Source organism: Occallatibacter sp. (genome assembly GCF_036502485.1).
Classification (GTDB): Bacteria; Acidobacteriota; Terriglobia; order Terriglobales; family Acidobacteriaceae; genus Telmatobacter.
Map to the genome: position 1 here is coordinate 1 of NZ_DASXYM010000075.1, position 3,804 is coordinate 3,804.

General features: G+C 60.1%; 2 protein-coding genes. One reads left to right on the plus strand and one right to left on the minus strand.

Annotated features, from left to right (window positions below):
* Window positions 1-267: 267 nt before the first annotated feature.
* The gene (gene bla, locus VGL22_RS11045) at window positions 268-1,164 is read left to right on the plus strand and encodes a subclass B3 metallo-beta-lactamase (protein WP_465266976.1); all 897 of its coding nucleotides are present in this window, start codon (window positions 268-270) and stop codon (window positions 1,162-1,164) included.
* Window positions 1,165-1,477: 313 nt separating this feature from the next.
* Here the strand turns inward: bla and VGL22_RS11050 are convergent, their stop codons facing one another.
* The gene (locus VGL22_RS11050; protein WP_465266977.1) at window positions 1,478-3,163 is read right to left on the minus strand and encodes an amidohydrolase; all 1,686 of its coding nucleotides are present in this window, start codon (window positions 3,161-3,163) and stop codon (window positions 1,478-1,480) included.
* Window positions 3,164-3,804 lie beyond the last annotated feature (641 nt).

The window sequence follows — 3,804 nt, forward strand, 5'->3', positions numbered from 1 at the left end:
GCCTCATCTGCACTATGCCATTGAACAGTTTGCTGCGTAGCGACGAGCGAGCGAGATCGCTCTGCGCAGCGGAAGCTGACGGTCGTCGCTGGCCGGCAGAGCCGGGCGGATACTGGCTGCCAACCGATCCGCCCGGCGAAACTGTCAAGGTTTGAACGGCGCGGCTTCGGGGGAAACACCGGGGCCGCGATTTTTTTTGTTTTTCGCGCGATCGCCGGTATCTACCGCGCTACTATCCGGCGCCGGCTGAACTGATATCAACGATTCATGACCTTCCATCGCATGATGCCGCGCTTTGCCGGCATCCTCCTGATGCTGCTGGCGTGCAGCTCACTGCTGCGCGCGCAGATCAACCCTGACTGGACGACGTCACGACGGCCGTTTCGTATTGCCGGCAATCTGTACTACGTCGGCAGCCGCGACCTTGCTGCTTATCTGGTCGTCACACCCGCGGGGAACATCCTGATCAACGCGAACCTGGAGAGCTCGCCGCCGCAGATCCGTGCCAGCGTGGAGAGCCTGGGTTTTCGCTGGTTGGATACGCGGGTTCTGTTGAACAGCCAGGCTCATTTTGACCACGCAGCCGGCAATGCCGAGGTGGTGCGGGAGACCGGCGCCAAGCTGATGGTGATGGACGGTGACGTACAGCCGATGGAGACCGGAGACGCTCACGATTTTGGAGGCAGCGATCTGCAGCGATTTCCGCCTGTGCACGTTGCACGCGTGCTGCACGATGGCGACACGGTCCGGCTGGGGGGAACGGTTCTGACGGCCCACAAGACCGCCGGCCATACGCGCGGCTGTACGACGTGGACCATGCAGGTGATGGATCAGGGTCGCACGCGTAACGTTGTCATTGTCGGTGGCTTTGCGGCCCTGGACTCGTATCGTCTGGTCGACAGTCCAAAGCGGCCAGCGTCGTATCCGGGAATCCTGACGGATTTCGAGCATGGCTTTGACGTAGAGCGCAGCCTGCCGTGCGACATTTTTCTGGGAGCCCACGGCAGCTACTTCGACATGCAGCAGAAGCTGTCGCGGCTTCCGAAAGACGGGTCGTCGGTGTGGATCGATCCCGCAGGCTACCGCGAAGCCATTGCGGCTGCGGAGAAGAGCATCGAGGCGAAGGCGGAAGCCCAGCGGCAGCAAGCGGCTGTGAAGGAGTGATTTACCGCGTCAGAGGTGTTGTTGGCGCTCGATAGAAATGTCAGGGTATTGAGCCCAATAGAAATGTCAGTGTACAGAAGGAAGCAGTTTGCAGGGAAAACTTTGTGTATGTCCGGAAAGCGAGTCGTCTCGTAGAGATGAGTTGCTTTCCGGACATACGGCGCGATGCGGAGGCGTGGCTGAAACTTCCTGTTTGCCGAGCATCCGGAAGTTGCGCTCAATTTAGTGTGTGACCACCCCGCAGCGGCGGGTATCTATCCGCAAAGCGCGCTAGCGCTGGGAACGTTTGCTTAGCTATACGACTCTCGCCCGCTCAGCGCTGGTAGATCACCTTGCCGTCGAAGATGGTCATGTCGACCCTGGTCTTCTCGATCGCCTCTGGCGGGATTGTAAAGATGTCGTCGGAGAGCACTACCAGGTCTGCCAGCTTGCCCGGTTCGATGGATCCTTTGACCGTCTCCTGGTGTTCGGCAAATGCGGATCCCATTGTGTAGGCGTGCACTGCCTGCGCAACGGTGATGCGCTGCTCGGGAATCCAGCCGTTTGGGTTCTTGCCGTCGAGGGTGCGGCGAGTGGTGGCGGCATAGATGCCCATCACGGGATCCAATGGCGCGACGGGCCAGTCGGAACCGAAGGCGAGTGTTGCACCCGCATCCAGCAGGGATTTCCATGCATAGCTCGACTTGATACGCTGCGGGCCAAGGATGGTTTCAGCCCACCGTCCGTCGTCGATTGCGTGGTAGGGCTGCATGGAAACGATCACGCCAAGCTTTGCGAAGCGCGCGTAGTCCTCCGGATGAAGGTGCTGCGCGTGCTCGATGCGGGGGCGGCGATCGGCAGGGCCATTGTCTTTTTCCAGGCGGCCGTAGAGATCGAGTATGGTGCGGTTGGCGCGATCGCCGATGGCGTGGATCGTAAGCTGGAGTCCGGCCTTGTCGGCCTGGCGCATCGATTCGTAGAAATGCTCGACGTCGAGAAGATCGGGGCTGGCGAGGCCGCTCTTCGCCGGATTGTTCGTGAACGGCTCATCCATCCAGGCAGTTTCAGAACCAAGCGCGCCATCGGCAAAGGCTTTCAGGTTGCCAATGCGGAGATAAGGACTGCCAAAAGGCGCGACGATGCCGGCGTCGGCCAGAGTCTTCCAATCGCGGACGGGAAGAGCCTCGTAGATGCGGACAGTCAACTTGCCAGCGCGCTCGATCTTCTGGAACTCGCGCAAATTGTCCGGCTGGCCGCGGTCTTCAGAGCTGTCGGCCATGTTCTGCACGCTGGTTACGCCGTGAGCTGCTGCTTCGCGCATGGCTGCTTCCATGGCCTTGGCCTCCTCTTCGGGAGACAGCGGAGGCATGATGCGCTGGACGAGAGCGATGGCAGCGTCTTTGAGAATGCCGGTCGGGTTGCCGTCCTTGTCGCGCTCGATTTCTCCGCCCGGCACGTCCTTCGTGTTTCGGTCGATGCCGGCGAGCTTCATGGCCTGTGCATTCACGAGGGCCATGTGTCCGTCGAGCCGCCACAAGAATGCAGGATGATCGCCGGAGACATCGTCAATCAACTGGTGGTCGGGCAGAACGGGCGGATTCCAGCGTTGATGATCCCAAAGGCCATTGCGAAGCCACGCACCTTGGGGCAGGGTTCTGGCGAATTGAGCGATGCGCTCCTTGAACTCGGCCTGGCTGTTGGCTGTGCCAAGATGCACGGTGATCAGCGAACCGCCGCCGATAAGGAAATGTACGTGGGAGTCGTTGAAGCCGGGCAGGAGAAGGCGGCCGCCGAGATCGATAATGCGGGTGTCGGGGCCGGCGAGTTTTCTAATCGCTGCGTTATTGCCGACCGCGAGGATCCTGGAACCATCGAGCGCCACTGCCTGGGCAGTGGGCTGCGCCGGATTTTCGGTCCATAGCTTGGCGTTGACGAGGATCAGGCTCGCCTCCGTAGCCGACGCGCTGCAGCAGCAGGCGCCGAGCACAACAATGAGCGAGCATAGCCAGGAAAGCTTCATTGCAACTCCCTTCAAACTGAGGCACGATTGTCCGCGATCAGGGGAGAATTGCGGGAAGGCAGGGAACATTTCAGGTTTGTACAACTCTATCAGTGAGCGGGCATTGTGGAGTTCCGCGCGGGTCGGTTCTAGTATCCCTCGGTCGCTCCCGAGTAACGGGCAACACGGACATTACGAATTCAGGGCATTGCTGAGCACGGGCAGCGGCGCATTCACTATGCGTGTTCGTTTCCGGTAGCCAGTCTTTTCGCTGTTTGTCATCACCCTGGTTGTGTACCTGAGATCCTGCCCGTGCTCAGCAATGCCCTGAATTCGTAATGTCCGTGTGCCCGTCATTTGGGAGCGACCGAGGGATACTAGAACCGACCCGCGCGGAACTCCACAATGCCCGCTCACTGATAGAGTTGTACAAACCTGAAATGTTCCCTGTCTTCCCGCAATTCTCCCCTGATCGCGGACAATCGTGGCTCAGTTTGAAGGGAGTTGCAATGAAGCTTGCTTGGCTATGCTCGCTCATTGTTGTGCTCGGCGCCTGCTGCTGCAGCGCGTCGGCTACGGAGGCGAGCCTGATCCTCGTCAACGCCAAGCTATGGACCGAAAATCCGGCGCAGCCCACCGCCCAGGCAGTGGCACTCGATGGT

What these genes read in the sequence shown, in the direction of transcription:
- VGL22_RS11050 (WP_465266977.1), bottom strand. Translation starts at nt 3,163, where the DNA reads ATGAAGCTTTCCTGGCTATGCTCGCTCATTGTTGTGCTCGGCGCCTGC.
- bla (WP_465266976.1), top strand. Translation starts at nt 268, where the DNA reads ATGACCTTCCATCGCATGATGCCGCGCTTTGCCGGCATCCTCCTGATG.